Raw genomic sequence first — 19,784 nt, 5'->3', positions numbered from 1 at the left:
TAAATTCCCTTTTTACAAAAGGGGTGGCAAGGTCAATGACCTTGACGGGGTATTTTGTAGTTCAACCAAGCATTGTAAGTTAAAAATAGTAAGCAGACAAATAAATTTTAAATAAAGGAAAGGCAAATGGCTAAAGAGAAAGACATTAAGAACACGGCGGTAGCGCCTGAAGTTATTGCGGCTAGTATCACTTCGCGCAATATTGAAGACGAAATGAAGACCTCTTACATTGACTACGCCATGAGCGTTATCGTCGGCAGAGCTTTGCCGGACGTGCGCGACGGGCTTAAGCCTATTCACAGACGTATTCTTTACGTAATGAAAGATATGGGTTTAAAGCACAACACCGCATATAAAAAATCCGCAAGAGTCGTCGGAAACGTTATGGGTCAGTATCATCCGCACGGCGACAGCGCAATTTACGAATCTATGGTTCGTATGGCGCAGGAATGGTCTTTGCGTTATCCTCTTGTTGACGGTCAGGGAAACTTCGGCTCTATAGACGGAGACTCCGCGGCGGCAATGCGTTACACCGAAGCTCGCATGGATTCAATTGCCGACGAAATGCTTGCGGATTTAGATAAAAACACCGTTGACTGGATGCCAAACTACGACGGTTCTTTAAAAGAGCCGGTAGTTCTGCCTACAAAACTGCCGAGTCTTTTAATAAACGGTTCGCAGGGTATAGCGGTTGGTATGGCAACAAACGTGCCCACGCATAATTTAGGCGAAGTTTGCGACGCGCTTATAGCTTTAATTGACGACCCCGAGCTTCCTATTTCCGAAATTGCAAAATATATAAAAGGTCCGGATTTTCCGACGGGCGCAACAATTTTGGGCAAGGGCGGAATTAAGTCTTACATGGAAACCGGCAGAGGCTCAATAAAAATGAGAGCCGTCGCCGAAATTGAAGAGTTTAAAAACGGCAGGGAAGCCATTATAGTAAACGAAATTCCTTATCAGGTAAACAAAGCGGCGCTTATAACCAACATTGCCGAACTTGTTAAAGATAAAAAAATAGACGGTATTTCAGACCTTCGCGACGAGTCAGACCGCGACGGCATAAGAATTGTTATAGAAATTAAGCGCGACGGCAACGCGCAGGTTGTTTTAAATCAGCTTTACAAACATACGCAGCTGCAGTCTTCTTTCGGCGTAATAATGTTGGCGCTTGTTAATAACCGTCCGAAAGTAATGAGCATAAAAGAAGTTCTTTATCACCACGTAGAGCACAGAAAAGACGTTGTTGTGCGCCGCACAAAATTTGAACTTCAAAAAGCGGAAAACCGCGCGCATATTTTGGAAGGCTTAAAAATAGCGGTAGAAAATATTGACGCGGTTGTAAAAATTATCCGCGGCGCAAAAGATAAAGAAGACGCCCGCGACCAGTTAATGACAAAGTTCAAACTTTCCAAACTTCAGTCCGAAGCTATTTTGGAAATGAAACTTCACCAGCTTACCGGCCTTGAAAGACAGGAAATTGAAGACGAATATCTTGAATTAATTAAACTTATTGAAAAACTTCGTTCAATTTTGGCAGATCCTAAAAAAGTTTTGGCTGTAATTAAAGACGAAATTGTAGAAATAAAGAGAAAATACGGCGACAAGAGAAGAACGCAAATTCAAGCCGCCGAAGCGGATTTCAACATTGAAGATTTAATTAAAGAAGAAGAAGTTGCGGTAACAATGTCGCATGCGGGCTACATCAAACGCATTCCGCTGGACACTTACAGAGCGCAGGGGCGCGGCGGCCGCGGCATAACCGCCATGGGCACAAAAGATGAAGATTTTGTTGAGAGCTTGTTTATAACAAGTTCGCACGCATACATGTTGTTTTTCACAAGCCGCGGAAGATTGTATTGGATGAGAGCTTACGAAATTCCCGAAGGCGTGCGCACTTCAAAAGGCAAAGCAATTGTAAACTTACTGCAGTTATCTGCGGAAGAAAAAATTACGGCTGCCATAGCTTTCAGATCTATAGAAGAAAAAGAAGTTAAAGGCGAATACTTATTAATGTGCACAAGAAACGGCACAATTAAAAAAATAGCGTTAACGGAATTTTCAAACCCAAGAAAGGGCGGCATAATAGCAATTAAACTTGAAGACGGCGATATTTTAACCGAAGTAAAAGCCATAGCAAAAAATCCGGAAGTGTTAATTGCCACCAAAAAAGGGCAGGCTGTTCATTTCAAAGAAAGCGAAGTGCGCGCCATAGGCAGAGCCGGCATGGGCGTTAAAGGCGTAGAGCTTGAAAAAGACGATGAAGTTATAGGCATGGAAGTGTTATCGGAAAAAGATGTAATACTAACGGTATCGGAAAAAGGTTACGGCAAACGCACCGAAGTAGGCAAATACCGCCTAACCCACCGCGGCGGCAAAGGCGTAATAAATATGGACACAACCGATAAAGTAGGCGTTGTTATAGGAATAAAAAAAGCCAACGACGGCGAACTGATGATAATGACCCAAAACGGAATAACAATAAGACTAAAAGTAAACAGCATAAGCGTAATAGGACGAAACACCCAAGGGGTAAGGCTGGTAAGGCTGGACGAAGGCGACAAAGTAGCCGCCATCGCCAGCGTAGTAAAAGAAGAAACCGAAGGCGAAGCACAAGAAGCAGTGGAGAAAGAATAAATAAAATTAAAAGCCCCTGAAAAAAATTATTTCTTCAGGGGTTTTCAAAAGTAGTCAAAGGAACGGTATTATGAAATAGAAACTTTAGTAATTCTACTAAAGTTTTTAACAGAGAATTATAATATGAAAAAAATTAAGAAAAACAATAATATTTTGCAAACAATTGATTTATTTTCAGGATGCGGTGGGATGACATTAGGTTTTCAGTGGGCTGGATATAAATCTTTGTTTGCAACAGACATAGATGAAAACTGTAAAAGAACATTTAATAGAAATTTTCCACAAGTGCCATTTTTATGCAAAGATATTCTTGATATTAAAAAACATGAAATTGATAGTATATTAAAAAATAAAGCAGTAGATGTTATTGTTGGGGGACCCCCATGTCAAGGATTCAGTTTAGCTAATAAAAAAAGAAATAAAGTAATAGATGATCCGCGAAATAAACTTTTTTATGAATTTATAAAGTTAATAAATTGGTATAATCCAAAAGCGTTTGTCATGGAAAATGTAAAGGGTATTCTTTCAATGCACAATGGGAATGTTATAAAACAAATATTGCAAGAGTACGAACAAGCAGGAGAAGGCTATGCGGTTAAGTATCAAATTTTGAAAGCTTCTGATTTTGGAGTTCCGCAAAATAGAGAAAGGGTGGTAATTATAGGGATAAGAAAAGATTTGAATATTTATCCTGAATTCCCATCAAGAAAATATATACAAGCAGTTACAGTTAATGATGCCATTTCAGATCTTCCTGCTATTAATGCCGGTGAAGGTATTGAAAAGATGGAATACTCTCTTAAGTCACAAAACAGCTATCAAAGATTTTTACGTAAAAACTCTAAAACACTATTTAATCATGTAGCAATGAGGCACACTCAACGTCTTGTTGAAAGATTCCAAGCTATTCAAAGTGGGAAATCTCTTGTTGACGTGTGGGATTTACATGGTGCAGTAAAAAGAGGGAGCCCCAGTGAAAAATCGCAAATTAAATTTTCTCAAAATAATTATAGAGTTTTTGGAAATAAAGCATCCCCTACTATTGCAGCTTCATTTCAAAGTAATTTTATTCATCCTCACTTAAATAGAAATTTCACTGCTAGAGAAGGTGCAAGATTACAGTCTTTCCCAGATACATTTATTTTTGAAGGGATGAGGACAAAAATGAGTTGGGAGCATGGGTTAAGTCAATACCAGCAAATAGGTAATGCAGTTCCACCATTATTAGCATATGAAATTGGAGTGAAATTAAAAGAAATATTGTTAAACGGTAATACAAATATGTATTCTATGGAAAGTAATGGACAGTATAGATTATTTAATGAACCCAAAGGAGTTTATAATGCAAATACAAGAAGAATTAAAAAAAATAATAGAAAAAGAAAAAATTAATCTTTCAGAGTATAGACATGCCTCAAACTTTATAGCTAAATATAGGCAATATGCAAAATTAAACCCTGTACAGAAAAAAGCATTAGATAATTTACTGCCGCAATATCTGAATTTTTTATTAAAAAATTTAGAATTAAAAGGCTACAGTAAAAAAATAATTGAAGAAAGAACACAATTGTTAAATCAATATTTTGATTTTATGACGGAAAACGGATATGACAATACATTTACATCGCAAGGTAAGTTTAGACCAACAATAATGGAAGAATTTATGTATTTGCTTTTTAAAGATTTGTTTCTTGATATAAAAAAAGATTTAAAAGACCAACACAACCTAATAAATTTAGGTGGAGTTAAAGCGTATACCAATCTATATTTTTCTGCTAAAAATTTAAAACAATTTGTAGAGAATCCTATAATAGGAATAAACAATAAAAATCAAGATTTTGCTATTTATAGGCCCATAGATCTTAAAATTAATAACGAAAGTGTACAGAAAATTAATTTACCAATTATAGCAATAGAAAATAAAACATACATTGATAAGACGATGCTTGAAGGGTCTATAGCAACTGCAGAAAAAATAAAATCAGGTAATCCTTATTCACTATTTTTCATTGTTACAGAAACATATGAAGTTGATAGTTCTGTTGATCCTGCATATTCTAGAATTGACCAAATTTTTGTTTTACGCAAATCTAAAAATAAAGATGATGGGAATAAGATTTTTCCTGAAGTTGTATTTAGTATTGTTAAGGAAGTCAAAGAGCATTTGGATAGAAATTGGAGCAATATCGAAGAAAAACTCAAAATGAATGGTAAAATAATATAACATGTAACAGTATCATACTGACTATTTTGCAATTGTAAAGATGGGCACACGGTATAAAGGCAATAAAAATGAAAAAGATCTCAAAATTAAAAAATTGTAAATGTTTGTCGAAGTAAAAAATGAGAATTTTAATAGATACAAATATATTAATCAATTTAGAAGATGATAAGATAATAGGACATTCTTTCTCTAATTTTTACAAATTAGCCCAAGAAAATAAATGTGATGTTATATATAACCAAGCAGCAGTTTCAAGAGATATTGAAAACGATAAAGATGAAATTCGCAAAGAAAAAATACTATCAAAGATAAAAAAATATCCCACTCAACAAAATCCTGCAATTCCACCTGAAACGTTTATTACGGTAATAGGGCAAAACAATCCACATGACGAGATTGACAATATTCAAATATATCAAGTTTATTGTAAATATGTGGACATCTTTGTTACTGAAGATAGGGGAATTCACAAGAAAGCGAAAAAACTTAATATTTCTGCCAAGGTATTGAATATAGAAGAAGCAACTGCGTACATAAAACAATTATTTATTCAAATTGTACCTGCACATCCAGTGATAAATTCTGGAAGCGTAAGAGAATTAACGAGTTACTTACAATTCGATTTTTTTAATAAATTACGAGAAGATTATAACAATTTTAATCAATGGTTTAATAAATGCTGTGAAGAAGATAGGCATTGTTATTATTATGTAAGTGGGCAACGCTTGGGAGCTTTGTTGATTTATAACATTGAGAATACAGATCAACATCAAATTCCAAATATATATTCAAATGTTTTAAAAATATGCACACTCAAGGTCGGCGATAATGTTTTGGGTTTTAAATTTGGAGAATTGTTTTTAAATAAGATATTTGAATATTGTATTTATAATAAAATTAAGTATGTGTATGTAACGGTTTACAAAAAACATACAAAACTTATAGAGTTATTGGAAGCTTTTGGCTTTAATAAAAATAAGTTTATCAATAATCAAAATGTTGAAGAATTAAGAATGATAAAAATAATGGATAAATTAAAGATTACAGAGCGCTGTAATCTTGCTACGGCACATCCCTTTTACCTTGATAAAAAAGAAATTCCTAAATATGTTATTCCAATTCAAAAAAATTTTTATAATAGATTGTTTAAGGATGGTAAATTAAGGCAAAATGAGCTTTTTGATAGAGATGTAAAAAATATAATAAATGAAGTGTCCGGCAATGGAATAAAAAAAGTATATGTATCGAACCAAAAAAGAACTAATATAGAAAAAGGCGCATTATTGTTATTTTATGTTTCTCAATATGATATGTTAATAGAGCCATTAGGTATTCTAGATAATTATTTTATTAGTAATGATATCAAAGAAATAAAACAAGTTGTAAGAAAAAAATCGGTATATAGTGATTATGAAATTGAGAAATGGTTGTCAGAACGTGAGAAGGTATCAATTATAGAATTTAGATTGGTATATTACTTGGAGCGAGGAATTCCATATAGAGAATTATTTAAGCTTGAAAGTTTTAAAAATAAAATTCAAACCATTACAAAAATTCAAGAGGATGATTACAATAAATTAAAACAAAAAGGATATTTTAATGGGAATTATATTATCGATTAAACCTCAATATGCATATGCTATTTTAAATGGAACAAAGAAAGTAGAATTTAGAAAAAAAATCTTTAAAAACGATGTTAAAGATGTTTTTATCTATGTCACCGCTCCAGAAAAAAGAATAGTAGGGTATTTTACAATTAGTAATATAGTAGAGAATACCCCAGGGCAGCTTTGGAGAAAGTTTGGTAAAGTAGGTGGCATAAATAGAAAAGACTTCTTTAATTATTATACTGGATTATCACATGGATATTCTATTTGCATTAATAATGTTGAAATTTTCAATAATAAAGTAAATCCAGACGAAGTGTTCAGGAAATTTTTTCCTCCACAATCTTTTGTATATCTTAATCGCAATAGAAAAAATGAGATATTAAGGAGGGCTTTTGGATAACATAAATATGTGATCATGGAGACGTTGTTTTTGACAGCAGTTATTTAACCAAACATGCAAACAATAAAAGTCTCAATAATCACGTAAAATATGTAAACCGTAAAAAATAATTTTTAATTAATAAACAGAGGAACAGCACATGAGAAATTTAAAATTTGCCGGTATGTTGTGTTGCGTAAGTTTGGCTGTTGTATTTTTAGCATCTTGCACCAAAATTCCGGTGAAGCATAACTATGTGTATAATAACGTCGGAGTAATTACAAAAGATTTTAATATTGTGGCTCACATAAGAGAAACATTAGATTTAAAAGGTAAAAGAGCAAACCAAGAATATTATATAAATACTTTTGTTCTTGGAGCTGTTGCGAAATATGAAGGGGATGATTTTGTTAATTTGCGAGTATTATCTAAAGTGAAAGGCGATGACTTTTTGCCATATGCGGATAAAGTATATTACGACACAGTCTTCCTTGATTTTTTAATTATCAAATATAAATAATACAGATATATAAGTTAAGATTAATACAAAATACTCAAGCGGCAATTTTCAGCTTAATTTCATTGGGCAAAAAAAACAGCGCATAGTTTAAATACCTCAAACTATGCGCTGTTTTTTATTTTACGCCGAAAAAATTAGTTTTTAAATTCTTCGTCTTTTATTTTTTTCAGAATGTAGTTGTTGGCAAGGTTGCCTGTAATCATATTTCCTTGCATGTCTAATTGGAACAATCTGTTTTCGCCTACTTTGTAATAAGGCGGGAAATCTTTGGTGTCTAAAATAACGGAACTGCCGGCGTCATTCCATGTGAAAGCGCCTGTGGAGGTATAAGCGCTGCCTTTTTTGCCTATATATTTATAGCTTATTTCATACGTTCCGTTGTAATGCAACGTTAATTGCACTTTAATTCCGGAACCGGAAGCCGACGGTATTTCCCCTGCGTAAACCCCTCCCCAACTAAGACTGTTTTGCGAGTTATGAGCCTTGTCAATATCAGTGTGCTGATACTCCTGTTCTTGCTGATCTTTGTTAGCGCAAGCAATAAATGCCGACATTAACAAAACAATAACCAACGGTGATAGAATTTTTTTCATTTATACCCTCCAAAGAAAATTATTTTTGCCGCAACAATTAAGCCGCAACAAATACATTCTAATAAATTAAAAAATTTTAGGGAAGTAATGCACGTCAATTACATATTACAACACAGTTTTTCTTGATTTTTTATTATTAAATATAAGTAATAAAAATTATAACAAATCCGTTTTTTTTAGCCTCATCAAGACAAAAGCTGAAAAAGGTCGTTAGTTTTATCCATAAAATTCAAATTGTCGGGTTTTGGAGTAACAGAAAAATATCATTACGGCTTATTAATATATAAAAATCGCACATCATAATTGCCATCTACTGAAGAAAATTTCCAAGCTCTGCTGCCGGATTCTGCAGCATAAATAATCTCAATCTGATTTTCTACTTAAATATGCCGTAATGTTTTTAAGATTTTTGGGTTCATAAGCTCTTGTATTTAACGCTCTATTAAAAAATATGCTAATCTATTTCTTTGTTTAATAGCTCTATTTCATTTTTTAACGACCAATCGGGCGTTTTTCCTTCACAGAAATAATTTAACGGCATGTCATAAAATAAATAATATTTTAATTGCAAGAATTCGCTTATTGGAAAATTGCGCCCATCTTGCGCCCAATTTGCTTTAGCTGTTATAAATCCATAGTCTTTAATAATTTTGTCAAAAGCTTTTAAAACTGCTTTTAAAAATTCTTTAAAATTTACAACTTTCTCAAGCTCAATTTGTTTGTTTTCTTTATATAGACTTATTATTTTGATAATTATTCTGTTCTTATCAATAAAATCAAAGCCCCAAGCATATCCGCCGGGTTCATCTTCCCAATTACAACTTGAAACTCTGTTATAAATGGGGATATTTGATTCATATGCGTATATAACGCTTTGGGCGTACCCGGGCGTAATATGCAACAGCGCTTCTAAAATACCATAAATGGGATAACATAAATAACTTATGGCAGGAAAAGATATTTCTCTATTGCCTATTTTTAAATAAGCGTTTGCCCAACCTACTCCTTTAAGCGTATATTTAAATTCTATATTTGTTTCAGAGCTTTTGTTAAATGAGCTGTTTTTAAACAATGCATAAATTGCATAATCCAAAACAGAAATATTATACTTTTTGCAATCTCCGGAGTTGACTTCTAAAACAGCATAAACTGCATCGCAACAGGGGAAATTATTTCCCGACTGAACGCTATGGTCTATTTTAACTATCCGTCCATTTTTATCTATAAAAATAAAATCTAATGGAATTTTCATATTCTGCATAGTCATTACCGCGTGATTTTGTTTTGAAAAATCAAACAACATTCCTGTTTTGTTAGCTAATAACTCAAAATTAAGCAATCCGTTACAATATTCTTTGTCGTTTTCAGGAATATAAATATCATATTGAATCTCTTCTGTTTCTGTTTTAATAATAAGTTTCGAGTTTTTCATGTGATATTGCCTCTAAATTTTTCTTGCATTTTTCAAATAATCTAAACACACATCCAATGCAGATGATAAAACAAGAACTTCAAAATTATCTAATGAATGCGGATTCCTCAAGCCTTTTTTTAGTGTAAATAGCCACTTATCTTGTTCCATTCTTATGATTTTTAAATTGCTTTTTGCGCTTAGTTTTCTTTTGCTTGTTATAAGATATTTAAATTTTTTAAATATTTCCATTTTTACGCTCACATTTCTATTTTCTTTGTTTTTTCGGGGATATTCTTTTGTAAGATGCTATACAATGTTGATCCATCCTCGTCTCTTGCAATAATAAGATTATTATATACTGAAATACTTTTATATTGAGCAGGCAGTATGACAGCTCCTTTTTTATCCAGTAATCCTTCTTTTTCTTTTAGCGTTGCATAAAAGAAATAGTTATTTACTTTACGAAGTTCATCATATATTGGGTCTATAATAATTTTTTCGTCAAAAGTCATTACGCCGCATTTTCCATTTTGTTTAAAAATACACCAATGTTCTTTTACCATAGTATCATCTAACCAATTTATATTTTCATACTTGCAGGGTAAAATTTCATTACCTAAATTATCAATCAACCCATGTAAACGTTTACCTTTTTCCATTATCCATACTTGATATAAACCATCTTTCTCATTATATATTGAAGACCATTTTGATTTAAAGATTGGTTTACCTGCTTTATCTATAATTTGCGTTATATTACGGTTTAAATTTTTGTCATACATTTCAACTATAATTGTTCCGTTATCATTAAAATCAACATCAAAGAATTGAGGTTCAAATAATACTTTTTGTTCTTTAATGCTATATATGCCTATAGGAACATCCGCTAAACTGTCTTCGCTATAAAATTCAAAATAATCATCATTAAAAACTTCATAACCTAAAGCTTCAAATATAGGTTTAACAATCCATTGCCCGGATAAGTCAATAATCCCCCACTTTCCATTTTTCCAGCCGCCGTAGTGTGCTTTTAAATATTGTGTATTGCCGGTATCATACCATGAGTAGAAAAATTGTATTTCATCAAACTTACAAGGGACAATCTCTTTTCCGGTTTTATCAATAATTCCCCAAAACTCTTTGTCAGACACATACCCGCCTTTCATTTTTTTCTCCCATTTTTGTCCCGGAAAAAATGTAACTCCGCCTTCATCAGTCCACTCCCATTTTCCTTTACAAACTAAGGCTACTCCATTTTGAAAATCATAAGCATAAATATATTGCGGGGTAATAACTTCTTTCCCTTTGCCGTCAACATATCCCCAAAGTCCTGCGTTATCTTCATGGTCAGAATAATATGCAAGTTGTAATTTTTCTGTTGAAACTCTAAACATATCTTCGCAATTATTGCAAATTTCCACATAGTTGTTTTCAAAATAATATTCTTTGCCTTCTTTATCCACAAAAAGCCATTCGTCTTTTTTTGTTTGCTCATTCCAATTAGAAACGAGAGCAAAGCCATTGTGAAACGCCTTTGCGCAATTATATTTGGGCGGAATAACAAAATCAATATTTTTATTTATGAATCCGTATCCTTTACCGGACACACCGACAAGAGCAAGTTTTTCATGGAAATTATCTAAATAATTAAATTCAAGACTTGTTGCTCTTTTACCGTTTTCTAAAGCAAAGGTTGCATGGCAATTGACATTGAAGGCTTGACTATCAGGTAAATTTACTTTGAGTAATTTTGTTTCTTCATCCATATATAAAGAACTGCCCGCCCAAAAAGATTTTTTTTTAATTAGAGAATCTTTGTTTTCAAAAATAGTTTTATTATAAATAATAGGTGTAATAGTTTGTTTCATCATTAAAACCTCATTTAACCATAAGAAAGTTATAATTTGCTTTATTAAATATAAGTCTAACGTAATTACCAAGCAGCAAGGTCGTGTTAATATGTAATTTGTGTTGTTACAGTTATTTTCTCGCCTTCTTTGAGCGTATTTTCAATACTATCTATATACTCTAAAGCTTGTTGTGACAATTCATTAGTTTTCTTGTCAATATCTTTTTTAGTGCCTAATGCGGATACGGCAGATTTTGTCCATACAATTTTACATTTCTTTTTGACGAACGCTTTAATAGCGCAAGATTTCATTTTGTCTCTCCAATAATTTTTATCCCTTTACCACTGCCAAGGGGGATAACTCAATTTTAATTTCAACTAAATCTTTTTGCGAATTCATTACATCTTCAATATTTTTGTATGCGCTTGGGGCTTCTTCTAAATCTTCTTGCGCTCTTATTGAATGTAGAATTCCTTTTGAATTAAGTTGATTTATTTCTTCTTGTAAATTTAATGTTCTTATAGCTTGTTTTCTGCCCATTTTTCTTCCGGCGCCGTGTGAGCAAGACATAAAGCTGTCTTTGTTTCCTAACCCTTGAACTATGTAAGATTTTGTCCCTTGCGAACCGGGTATTATTCCTAATTGTCCTGCAAAAGCGGCAGTTGCGCCTTTTCTGTGCACCCAAACTTTTTCATTAAAATGTTCTTCGTTTTTACAGTAGTTGTGAGCAATGTCTAAACTATCATAAAATTCACAATTTGGAATTTTGCTTACAAAAATATTTTTAATAAAATTTGCCATAGTTTGTCTGTTTAATAAAGCAAAGTTTAAACAAAATCTCATTTCAGCAAGATATTCTTTAAATAAATTATGGTGAAGCGGAATAAATGCCAAATCTGCTTCTTTGGGAACGCTGGAATAAAAGGATTTATTTAATTCTTTTGCATATTCGTTATAATACTCTGCAACTTTGAACCCAATATTTCTGCTGCCGCTGTGTATCATAAACCAAATATAACCGTCCGAACCTTTTTGAATTTCTATAAAATGATTGCCGCCGCCTAATGTTCCAACTTGAAAAGTTGCCGAATAGTATTGTTGCTTAACAACCGTCATAGGCGTTTTGGTTTTTTCTTTCCATTCATCAAGAGGCGGTATTTCTAAAGGCGTATCGCGATGCTCAAAGCCTACGGGAATAGCATTTCTAATTTGCTCAAGTATTTGTTTTAATGTTTCAGCGGTTATTTCAGTTTGATTTGTTCTTACCGCATGCATACCGCAGCCAATATCAACGCCGACAGCATTGGGGACAATTACATCTTTGCAAGCCAAAACTCCGCCGATAGGCATTCCGTAGCCGCTGTGACAATCCGGCATTAAAGCAATATGATGAAATGCAAAAGGCAGCTTAGCTAAATTTTGTGTTTGAGCTGCAGAATATTCATCCATATTTTCACACCAAGATTTAATAGCTAATCCTTCAGTTTCAATAAATTTCATTTTACCGTGTCCTTTTGTTTTATTATATAAGTCGCCTATTGGATTTGAACCAATGACAGACGGTTTTGCAGACCATCCCCTTAGACCGCTCGGGCAAGGCGACATAAATATAGAATTATTATAACAAATCATAACGACAGCGTGTTGTCGGTTTATTTTTGAATTTTATCATTTTTATGCGACCATATGTTGTCGCTTAAAAATGATATACTTTAAACACTCCCAAAATACCATCTGTAAAAGGAAACATAATGGCGAATGAAATTTTAACAAAGATAAAACGTTTAATGTATTTGATTAACGCATTAGATAAAGGCAGCATAAAACTTTCCAAATTAGCTTTAGAACTTTCTATTTCACCGCGAACTCTTCAACGAGATATAAAAATCTTAGAACTTGCAAACTTTGTTATTTACTCTCCGGAAAAAGGCGTTTACGCTTTTATGGAAGGACATTCTTTACAGAGAATGCAGCTTGATAAAAAAGAAGCGGCAATGCTTGCATTGTTTTCGGATATATCCGGTTCTCTCGGAGCAACGTTTTCTAAAACTTATGAGACCTTATCTAAAAAACTAATTCAGCAAAAAACGGAAAATCCATTCTACATTAAATTAAGCAAAGGACATGCATATACCGCAAACGAAGTAACCAAAATAATAGAAAAAGCCGTTAATGATTGTGAGAAAATACACATATCTTATGAAGACTCTCCGGATAACCCTCGTCCGATAGAACCTTTAAAAATAGTTTTATTCGATGGTTTTTGGTATTTACTTGCTTTTGGCGATAAAAGAGCATTGCTAAAATTGAGACTTGAAAAAATCATATCGGCAAGACCTTCCGGAAAATATTTTAAGAAGTCAAAAAATATAGCTAAAATACTTGATGAAAGCGTTTCTATGTGGATTGAAAATAAAAGAAATATTAAAGCCCAACTGTTAATATCAGATTACGCCGCTAAATATTTCAAATCAAAAAACTTTTTTCCTCGTCAAAAAGTAATCAAAACATATAAAAACGGCTCAATGCTAATACAATGCACCGCAAGCACACACACTGAAATTATCCATATAATTTTAAGCTGGATACCGCATATAATAGTTAAATCCCCTAAAGAACTTGTGGGGCTTGTGGAAGAAAAAGTGAAAACATATCTCAAAAATATAAAAGCATAGGAGCGAAAAAATGAATAAGAAAACAAGCATCGTTATTTATAAGGGTAGAATTGAAGTAAAGCTTGAAGAAAATACTTTGTGGTTGACACAGCATCAAATTGCAGAGTTATTTGAGACTACAAAACAAAATATAAGTTTACATGCGATAAACATATTTAAAGATGGGGAGTTAGCGAAGATTTCAGTTGTCAAGGATTTCTTGACAACTGCTACAGATGGTAAATCGTATAATACAAAATTCTATAATCTCGATATGATAATTTCTGTTGGGTATAGAGTAAAATCCGTAAAAGCCACTCAATTTCGTATTTGGGCAACCAATGTTTTGAAAAAACATTTAATTGACGGATATACTATAAATGGAAAACGCCTTCAAGAAGCGCAAAACAAATATGCCGAGCTGCAAAAAACGCTTTCTTTGTTATCTGTAAATATTTCCAAAGCGGAAGATGTGTCGGCACTATTTGCACAATTTGAGCCGGTCGCATTTTTTAGGGTATTATGATTTACTATAATTGATTATAAATATGCGGCGGAGTGTAAAATGACAACAACTTTGAGCGCGGTTGATAAAGTTTTAGACTTGATGATTTCCTACAACAGCCCTGATGTTAGAAGAATAAACCACGTATTATATGACATTTGTTATATGTGAATTTTACCTTTGTATTTTAATTTTGCAATAAGTACATAATTGTATATAGCGACAAAAAAGAAGTTGATAAATAAAAAGGAAAAATATGTCTGAAGAATTTTATGCAAGGTATTCCCAAGACGGCAAGAGAAAACAATTTTTAAAAGAACATTTAAAAGTTGTTTCTTGTATTGCAATGAACAATGCAGAAAAAATAGGATTGGCAGACTTTGGGAAGTATTTAGGACTACTACATGATTTAGGAAAATATCAAAATGCATTTCAGAAATATTTAGCAAACGGCGGTAAGCGAGGCTCTGTTCATCATGCTCCTGTAGGGGCAATACATATATTTGAAAAAATAAAAGAATTAAACATTAAGAAAGATAGAAACTTAACTTTTTTGGCTGAAGTTTTGGCTTTATGTATAACTTCTCACCATACAAATCTAATTGATATGCTTGATATTTCAGGTAGCAATAAATTTGAAAAAAGAATAACAAAGCAAGATGATATAAATTTAAAAGAAGCTATAGATAATGTGGATTTGGAAATTAAAACCGAATTAAAAAATATAGATTTTAAAATATTATCAAAAGAGCTTAAAACAATCATTGATAAAATATCACAAGAGCAAAAAACAATTCCTAAACATTTTTATTTAGGAATGCTTGCTAAATATTTGTTAAGTTGTTTGATTGATGCCGATCATACTGACAGCGCAAATTTTGAGCTACAAGCAAAAGCTGATTTAAGACAAGACAATCAATATATTTCTTGGGAGATGATATCTAAACAATTAGAAAAATCTTTACAGGAACTAAATGTAAACAATAAATCTGCTGATAATGTTAAAAATGTTCGCAAACAAATATCAGATAATTGCTTAAATGCCGGAAGAACTTTTGCAAAAGGTTGCTATAAACTTGAAGTGCCTACGGGCGGAGGCAAAACGCTTGCAAGTTTTCGTTTTGCTGTTGAGATGGCAAAGCAACATAAAGCTGACAGAATAATCTATGCAATTCCATACACTACTATTATTGAGCAGAACGCAGAGACAATAAGAAAAATTGTAGAAATAGATGAAACTTATAAAGGGAAAATCGTATTAGAACATCATTCAAATCTATCTCATAAAAATAAAACAGAAGAAGAAATAGACTTAAATGAAATGTATCTGAAAATTGGGATGCTCCAATAGTTTTTACAACTAACGTTCAAATACTTGAAACATTATTTGGAAATAAAACCACAAGTGTAAGACGGTTGCAGCAATTAGCAAATTCAATAATAATTTTTGATGAAATTCAAACGCTTCCCATAAAATGTGTTCATATTTTTAATAATGCAATCAATTTCTTAATTGATATTTGTGGAGCAACTGTTATTTTATGTACTGCAACACAGCCGCTGTTAAACACAGTTGATAGTAACAAAGGAGCTATAAAGCTTTGTGAAAAAGCAGATATTGTAAATAATATTGAAGATATTTTTGAAACATTAAAAAGAGTTGAAATAAAGCCTAACTTAGATAAACCATATACAAGCGGCAATATCGCAAAGAAAGCTGTAAAACTTGCCAATGAAAATAATAATTGTTTGGTTGTATGCAATACCACAGAATCGGCAAGAGAAATATTTGAAATTATACGACAAGATGTAAATATTTTAACATACCATTTAAGTGCAAAAATGTGCCCTATTCATAGAAAGGAAATTCTAAGAGAAATTTTTTTAAAATTAGACGCACAAAGAAACAACAAAGTAAATGAAAAAATAATAGTTGTTTCTACACAAGTTATTGAAGCCGGAGTTGATATTGATTTTAATAGCGGCATTCGCGCATTAACAGGGTTAGATTCAATAGCACAAACAGCAGGCAGAATAAATAGAAACGGATTAAATGATATAAAGCAGCTTTATGTTTATGAGTTTGAAGAAACGCTTGGTAATATGGAAGAAATAACTGTAGGTAAAAAAATTTCCAAAAGAATATTTGACGAAGTGAAAATTGAACATATAACTCCAGAAATTATGAATGAATACTATAAGCATTGTTTTGTTAACCGTGCAGAAATTATGGATTATAAAATAAAACCGCTTGGCTCATTGCTTGAATATTTAAGCAATAACGAAACTGCAATCAGCGAATATACAAGAACTAATAATAATAGCAGTCCGCGTTTATGTATGAAACAATCTTTTAAAGAAGCGTCTGAAAAATTTAAATCAATAGATGCTCCTACGAATTCTGTGATTGTTCCTTATGGCTATGGACAGAGAATTATTAATGAATTATGCAATGAGAAATATGACTTTAAAAAAATAAAATCCCTTTTGAAAGAAGCTCAACAATATAGCGTTAATCTTTACGATAGTGATATTAGAAAACTCGGGAAAGCAATTAAAGTTATCAGTAAAAATTTGGATGTGCTTTATTTAGAGCCTTGTTATTACGATGATAATTTTGGTATTACAATAGAACCTACAATAAATAAAGGAGGAATAAGTATATGACTTATGAAACGCCCAAGAATACGATAGAATTTAAGGTGTATGGCAAATATGCTTTATTTACAGACCCTGTAACCAAAACAGGGGGAGAAAAATGTTCTTATCAAATTCCAACGTATGAAGCAATTAAAGGCATTGCAAAATCTATCTATTGGAAGCCTACATTCCTTTGGATTATAGACGAAATGCGAGTTATGAATAAAATTGAAATGGAAACAAAAGGTATTCGTCCTATCAATTATGATGGCGGTAATGATTTGTCAATTTATACATATTTAAAGAATGTTGAATATCATGTAAGGGCTCATTTTGAATGGAATGAATTTAGAGAAGATTTAAAGCAAGATCGAAACGACGGCAAGCATTATGAGATTGCAAAGCGTTCCTTAGAAAAAGGCGGCAGGCAGGATATTTTTCTTGGAAGCAGAGAATGTCAAGGGTATGTTGAACCTTGTGTTTTTGGTGAAGGAACAAGCAAATATGATGATATAGATGAATTATCTTTTGGAATGATGTTTCATAGTTTTGGATATCCGAACGAAAGCAGTAATAGTGAGCGAACAAACACCAAAGAGCTTTCAGCAAGACTTTGGAATGCAAAAATGCAAAAAGGAGTTATAAAATTTCCAAAACCAAAAGATTGCCAGTTTTCAAGAATTGTTAAATCAACAGAATATGCAATATTAAGTAAGGATATTAAAAGCGTTAATGATGAATATGAAGAAATGTTTAGCAACAAGGAGGCAAAAATATGAGCTGGCTTCAAAAACTTTACGAAAGTTATGATAATTGTGTAGCGGCTTCTGAACATTCGTTGTATAAAATACTGCCTATATGCCATTCTATGCAAAATGCTCATATTGAAATTACGATAGATGGTGATGGCAATTTTAAAGATGCCGCTATTGTAAATAAAGAAAAAACTATAATGCCTGCCACAGAAGATTCGGCGGCAAGAGCTAATGGTTGCTATCCTCATCCTCTTGCTGATAAAATTCAATATTGTGCTAAAGATTATGATGATTATGGAGGTGCAAAATCATCATATTTTTCTTATATAGATAAAAAAATAAAAGAAGATATTGGTTATTTTGCACAACTTAAAAAATGGTGCACTTCAAATTTTAGAAACGATAAGGCAATTGCTGTTTTAAAGTATGTTGAAAAAGGGACACTGGTTAAAGATTTGATTGATAAAAAACTTCTATATTGTAAACAACGCATAAAAAAAGTAATAGATAATGTATATTTCAAAAATAAGATAGAAGAATCTAAAAAAGCAAAAAACAACAAATATAAAAAATATGAAAAAATACAAAGTAAAATTAAGGACAAATATAAAATACTAAAACTAATTGATGATTATGGCGACGCTTTAATCCGTTGGCGTGTTAATGTTAAAGGCGATTTGCAACCTGAAACTTGGAATGATGAAGGTGTTCGCAAATCTTGGATAGACTTTATTAGTAATCAAGAAACATTAAACGGGCTTTGTTATGTCCATAGCGATATAGGGGAAACTCCTCTTGCCCAAAAACATCCTAAAAATATATATAGCGGCTCAAGCGGTGCAAAAATAATTTCTGCAAATGATACAAGCGGTTTTACTTTTCGCGGGCGTTTTGAAGAATCAGACGAAGCAGTTGGAATTAGTTTTGACGTAAGTCAAAAAGCTCATGCAGTACTAAAATTTCTGTTGTCAAACGAATTAAATATGGCTTATCAAAACGGCGCGCAAGTTTATGTCGCTTGGGCTCAAAGCATAAAAGAGATTCCAAAATTTTATGACGATTCTTATGATTTATTTGGTGAAGGAGAAAAAAATAACAGTGAAGCAACAGGAAATATCGCTCAAGTTTTTAGCGATAAATTAAAGAAAAAACTGCATGGTTACTCTCAAACTTTGGGAAATGCTGACAATATAATAATTATTGGACTTGATTCTGCTACACCGGGGCGAATTTCTGTTATATACTATAAAGAATTAAAAGGTTCCGATTTTCTTGATAGAATAGAAAAATGGCATAAAAAATATTCTTGGTTGCAATATTATAATAAAGACAAACAGTTTTATGGTGCTGCTTCTCCGCGCGATATTGCAAAAGCTGCTTATGGTAATCAAGCAGATGATAAAATAATCAAAAAAACTGTAGATAGACTATTGCCGCTTATAATAGAAAATAAAGATATTCCTAACGATATAGTTGAAAGCTGTATCAGGCAAGCTTCAAATCCAATAACATTAGAATATTGGCAATGGCAAAAGACTTTAGGAATAGCTTGTGGTTTATATAAAGGAAATAATAAAAAGGAGGATTACGAAATGAGTCTTGAAAAAGGGAACTCTGACAGAAATTATCTTTATGGAAGGCTTCTTGCCATAATTGATTATGCCGAGCAAATAGCGCTGTTTGTGGCTAAAGAAAATAGGGAGACAAATGCAAGAAAGTATATGACAGAATTTAGAAATAAACCATATACAACTTGGGAAAGGCTGCATTCTATGTTTAATAGCGGTGCAAGACATCGCCTAAAGGCAAACAGAGCGCTGTTCTTAAAAAATGTTGAGGATGAATTAGAAGAAATACATTCTAAATTCAATACTATTGATTATAAAGATAATTCAAAACTTAATGGCGATTATTTATTGGCATACTATTGTCAACTTGCAGATTTAAAAAATAAAGATGATGAAAAAGATGAAAATAATTCTGATACTCAAAAAGGAGAATAA

General features: G+C 32.4%; 19 protein-coding genes and 1 tRNA gene. 12 read left to right on the top strand and 8 right to left on the bottom strand.

Translation table 11 applies throughout. The features are described 5' to 3' along the window. The first annotated feature begins 126 nt into the window (after nucleotides 1–126). The 6 genes from gyrA to Epro_RS05605 all read left to right on the top strand — a co-directional run bounded on the left by gyrA (nucleotide 127) and on the right by Epro_RS05605 (nucleotide 7,370). Nucleotides 127–2,637, top strand: coding sequence for a DNA gyrase subunit A (gene gyrA, locus Epro_RS05630; RefSeq protein WP_082121516.1), 2,511 nt, complete (start codon nucleotides 127–129; stop codon nucleotides 2,635–2,637). A gap of 123 nt (nucleotides 2,638–2,760) precedes the next feature. Continuing rightward, nucleotides 2,761–4,029, top strand: coding sequence for a DNA cytosine methyltransferase (locus Epro_RS05625; RefSeq protein ID WP_202812874.1), 1,269 nt, complete (start codon nucleotides 2,761–2,763; stop codon nucleotides 4,027–4,029). After that, nucleotides 3,980–4,861: a Bpu10I family restriction endonuclease gene (locus tag Epro_RS05620; RefSeq protein WP_052571053.1), complete on the top strand. Its 882-nt coding sequence runs from the start codon at nucleotides 3,980–3,982 to the stop codon at nucleotides 4,859–4,861. Before Epro_RS05625 ends, Epro_RS05620 begins: the two co-directional genes overlap by 50 nt. Before the next feature lie 119 nt (nucleotides 4,862–4,980). Beyond that, a complete protein-coding gene (locus tag Epro_RS05615) occupies nucleotides 4,981–6,483 on the top strand; it encodes a PIN domain-containing protein (protein WP_052571051.1) in 1,503 nt (500 codons plus the stop codon). Next, a complete protein-coding gene (locus tag Epro_RS05610) occupies nucleotides 6,461–6,871 on the top strand; it encodes an ASCH domain-containing protein (RefSeq protein ID WP_052571049.1) in 411 nt (136 codons plus the stop codon). The genes Epro_RS05615 and Epro_RS05610 overlap by 23 nt, the downstream gene beginning before the upstream one ends. A gap of 139 nt (nucleotides 6,872–7,010) precedes the next feature. After that, a complete protein-coding gene (locus tag Epro_RS05605) occupies nucleotides 7,011–7,370 on the top strand; it encodes a hypothetical protein (RefSeq protein WP_052571047.1) in 360 nt (119 codons plus the stop codon). A 134-nt stretch (nucleotides 7,371–7,504) separates the two neighbouring features. Here the strand turns inward: Epro_RS05605 and Epro_RS05600 are convergent, their stop codons facing one another. From Epro_RS05600 to Epro_RS05570, 8 genes are all read right to left on the bottom strand, one after another. Continuing rightward, entirely contained in the window at nucleotides 7,505–7,963 is a 459-nt protein-coding gene (locus tag Epro_RS05600) for a copper resistance protein NlpE (protein ID WP_052571045.1), read from the bottom strand. A gap of 266 nt (nucleotides 7,964–8,229) precedes the next feature. After that, nucleotides 8,230–8,331, bottom strand: a complete 102-nt coding sequence (locus Epro_RS07230; RefSeq protein ID WP_082121545.1) for a DNA polymerase beta superfamily protein — start codon at nucleotides 8,329–8,331, stop codon at nucleotides 8,230–8,232. Between the two features lie 86 nt (nucleotides 8,332–8,417). After that, nucleotides 8,418–9,395, bottom strand: coding sequence for a DUF192 domain-containing protein (locus Epro_RS05595; RefSeq protein WP_052571043.1), 978 nt, complete (start codon nucleotides 9,393–9,395; stop codon nucleotides 8,418–8,420). Nucleotides 9,396–9,407: 12 nt separating this feature from the next. Further along, nucleotides 9,408–9,626, bottom strand: a complete 219-nt coding sequence (locus Epro_RS05590; protein WP_144412057.1) for a hypothetical protein — start codon at nucleotides 9,624–9,626, stop codon at nucleotides 9,408–9,410. An 8-nt stretch (nucleotides 9,627–9,634) separates the two neighbouring features. Beyond that, nucleotides 9,635–11,248 carry a WG repeat-containing protein gene (locus Epro_RS05585; protein WP_082121514.1) on the bottom strand — a complete coding sequence of 538 codons (1,614 nt, stop codon included), beginning with the start codon at nucleotides 11,246–11,248 and terminating at the stop codon, nucleotides 9,635–9,637. 83 nt (nucleotides 11,249–11,331) lie between these two features. Next, a complete protein-coding gene (locus tag Epro_RS05580; protein ID WP_052571037.1) occupies nucleotides 11,332–11,538 on the bottom strand; it encodes a hypothetical protein in 207 nt (68 codons plus the stop codon). Between the two features lie 19 nt (nucleotides 11,539–11,557). After that, nucleotides 11,558–12,727: an RtcB family protein gene (locus Epro_RS05575; RefSeq protein ID WP_052571035.1), complete on the bottom strand. Its 1,170-nt coding sequence runs from the start codon at nucleotides 12,725–12,727 to the stop codon at nucleotides 11,558–11,560. Nucleotides 12,728–12,756: 29 nt separating this feature from the next. Continuing rightward, nucleotides 12,757–12,830: transfer RNA gene (locus Epro_RS05570), tRNA-Cys, on the bottom strand. Between the two features lie 148 nt (nucleotides 12,831–12,978). Here Epro_RS05570 and Epro_RS05565 point away from each other — a divergent pair. From Epro_RS05565 to cas8c, 6 genes are all read left to right on the top strand, one after another. After that, complete coding sequence (locus Epro_RS05565; RefSeq protein ID WP_052571033.1) at nucleotides 12,979–13,902, top strand: helix-turn-helix transcriptional regulator; 924 nt, start codon at nucleotides 12,979–12,981, stop codon at nucleotides 13,900–13,902. A gap of 10 nt (nucleotides 13,903–13,912) precedes the next feature. Beyond that, nucleotides 13,913–14,407, top strand: coding sequence for a virulence RhuM family protein (locus tag Epro_RS05560; protein WP_082121513.1), 495 nt, complete (start codon nucleotides 13,913–13,915; stop codon nucleotides 14,405–14,407). 235 nt (nucleotides 14,408–14,642) lie between these two features. Beyond that, a complete protein-coding gene (locus Epro_RS05555; RefSeq protein ID WP_052571031.1) occupies nucleotides 14,643–15,737 on the top strand; it encodes a CRISPR-associated endonuclease Cas3'' in 1,095 nt (364 codons plus the stop codon). A 65-nt stretch (nucleotides 15,738–15,802) separates the two neighbouring features. Next, on the top strand, nucleotides 15,803–17,053 hold the full coding sequence (locus tag Epro_RS05550; RefSeq protein ID WP_052571029.1) for a CRISPR-associated helicase/endonuclease Cas3: 1,251 nt from the start codon (nucleotides 15,803–15,805) through the stop codon (nucleotides 17,051–17,053). After that, on the top strand, nucleotides 17,050–17,805 hold the full coding sequence (gene cas5c, locus Epro_RS05545; protein ID WP_052571028.1) for a type I-C CRISPR-associated protein Cas5c: 756 nt from the start codon (nucleotides 17,050–17,052) through the stop codon (nucleotides 17,803–17,805). The genes Epro_RS05550 and cas5c overlap by 4 nt, the downstream gene beginning before the upstream one ends. Continuing rightward, complete coding sequence (gene cas8c / locus Epro_RS05540; protein ID WP_052571026.1) at nucleotides 17,802–19,784, top strand: type I-C CRISPR-associated protein Cas8c/Csd1; 1,983 nt, start codon at nucleotides 17,802–17,804, stop codon at nucleotides 19,782–19,784. Before cas5c ends, cas8c begins: the two co-directional genes overlap by 4 nt.

Source organism: Endomicrobium proavitum, from assembly GCF_001027545.1.
GTDB lineage: Bacteria > Elusimicrobiota > Endomicrobiia > Endomicrobiales > Endomicrobiaceae > Endomicrobium > Endomicrobium proavitum.
Note: the sequence above shows the minus strand (reverse complement) of the source record. Positions and strands in the feature narration are given on the sequence as shown.